1 protein-coding gene and 1 pseudogene are annotated in these 1,404 nt (G+C 45.2%); one reads left to right on the plus strand and one right to left on the minus strand.

Features of this window, described 5'->3' with window-relative positions:
- Window positions 1-327: pseudogene (locus tag MNV_RS10495) on the plus strand (hypothetical protein); the annotation flags it as partial.
- Window positions 328-404: 77 nt separating this feature from the next.
- Here the strand turns inward: MNV_RS10495 and MNV_RS10500 are convergent.
- Entirely contained in the window at window positions 405-1,304 is a 900-nt protein-coding gene (locus MNV_RS10500) for an Ig-like domain-containing protein (protein ID WP_096205863.1), read from the minus strand.
- Window positions 1,305-1,404: the final 100 nt, after the last annotated feature.

A 1,404-nucleotide genomic window follows, 5' to 3' on the forward strand; every position in this document is an offset into this window, starting at 1 on the left:
TTCGTGAAGGGGGGATATTATAAGAGTGGGGAAAAAGTTATTAAAATCCAAAACTGTGGAAAGCATGTGAGCGCCTTCGACCTTGAAACCGGAAAAAGGTTCATGGAAAATTTCAATGATCTGATAGTCGTAAAGAAATTGAGCAGGAGACTCGATGCAATTCCCGCAGTACTGGTTGCGGATGAGGAAAGCACGATACAGGTCATGGACCCTGAAACTTATGAGTCGGTTACTATCAAAAGGCCGGAATTTCTGAGCGTGGAGCTGGGGAATGAGGTCAATATCGTTAAAACTGCAAAAGGGATTTATGTGGTGCCTGGGGTTTAGCTTAGATTATTTTTTTTCATTTTCGGTATCACCAAAAATTAGAAAAGGGATTATATTATTCCCTTTTCTTTATTTATTTAATTAGGCAGCCATGGCTTTCCTGCCCAAACCAGGCTGTCCTTGTTTGTACCGGTCAATGTATTCATAAAGAGCCAGTATCCCTGTCCCTTATTCAATGGTGTACGAGCTGTCAGATCATCGCCGACAGTGTAAGTATTGTGGGGATCCTTATAGGATATCAGGTATGAATACAGCGGTTTTCCACCTGCCTGGAGGGGCTGGAAAAGCAGGCCTGCGTCCAGTTCTCTATTCTGCTCCTGCTTACTTGCAACGACCCCGATAAGATTCCAGCCTTCAAAGAGGTCCCTGCTTGGCGGTACGGATCTGATATTCGTATCTGCAATGAATCCAATACTCTGGTTGGGTGCAGTAACATTGATCCAGTACCCATACAGGGGTTGCAGGTCAGCGGGCGTGGAGAAGGTCTTATTTCCAGGATCGTATCCGGCAACTCCGTTGTTCTTCACGTTCTTCAGTATCATGTCAACACTGCCCGGATCTGCGAAGTTCGGGACAGATATTAAATTCCAGCCCGGATCCAGGTCAAATACCATGTCTGCGAATGCGATCTCTGTGCTGCCTGTTATGCTGCCGCTTGTTGCTGTAACCGTTACGAACTGAGCCATATTTGAAGTCACTGGCAGGATAGCGATCCCATTGCTGAATGTTACGTTTGGCTGATATATTACAGCGCTTGCATTCTTGCTTGCATTAACAGTTATATTCGCCATTTCATTAAAGGTCGTATCTGTTACATTAGCATTTAGAGCTTTTATGGTTATGGTTATGGTGCTTCCTTTCAGTGCAGCAGTTTTACCGGGTGTTAACTCGAAGGATGTTACATTTGGTTGCGACGGATGTGCTGATACTGTAACATTTGCACTTCCTGTGATATTGCCGCTTGCTGCAATTACCATTGCGGTTCCTGCTCCTGCTGCCTTGAACCGCGGCTGTTGCGATTCCGTCTGCGCCTGTTATTGATGTCTCAGGAGATATTAGTTCCAACAGCGGTATCAT

This window comes from Candidatus Methanoperedens nitratireducens (genome assembly GCF_900196725.1).
In the GTDB taxonomy this organism is placed as follows: Archaea; Halobacteriota; Methanosarcinia; order Methanosarcinales; family Methanoperedenaceae; genus Methanoperedens; species Methanoperedens nitroreducens_A.

Coding starts and splice junctions, on each gene's coding strand:
- MNV_RS10500 (WP_096205863.1), bottom strand. CDS start 1,304: ATGGTAATTGCAGCAAGCGGCAATATCACAGGAAGTGCAAATGTTACA.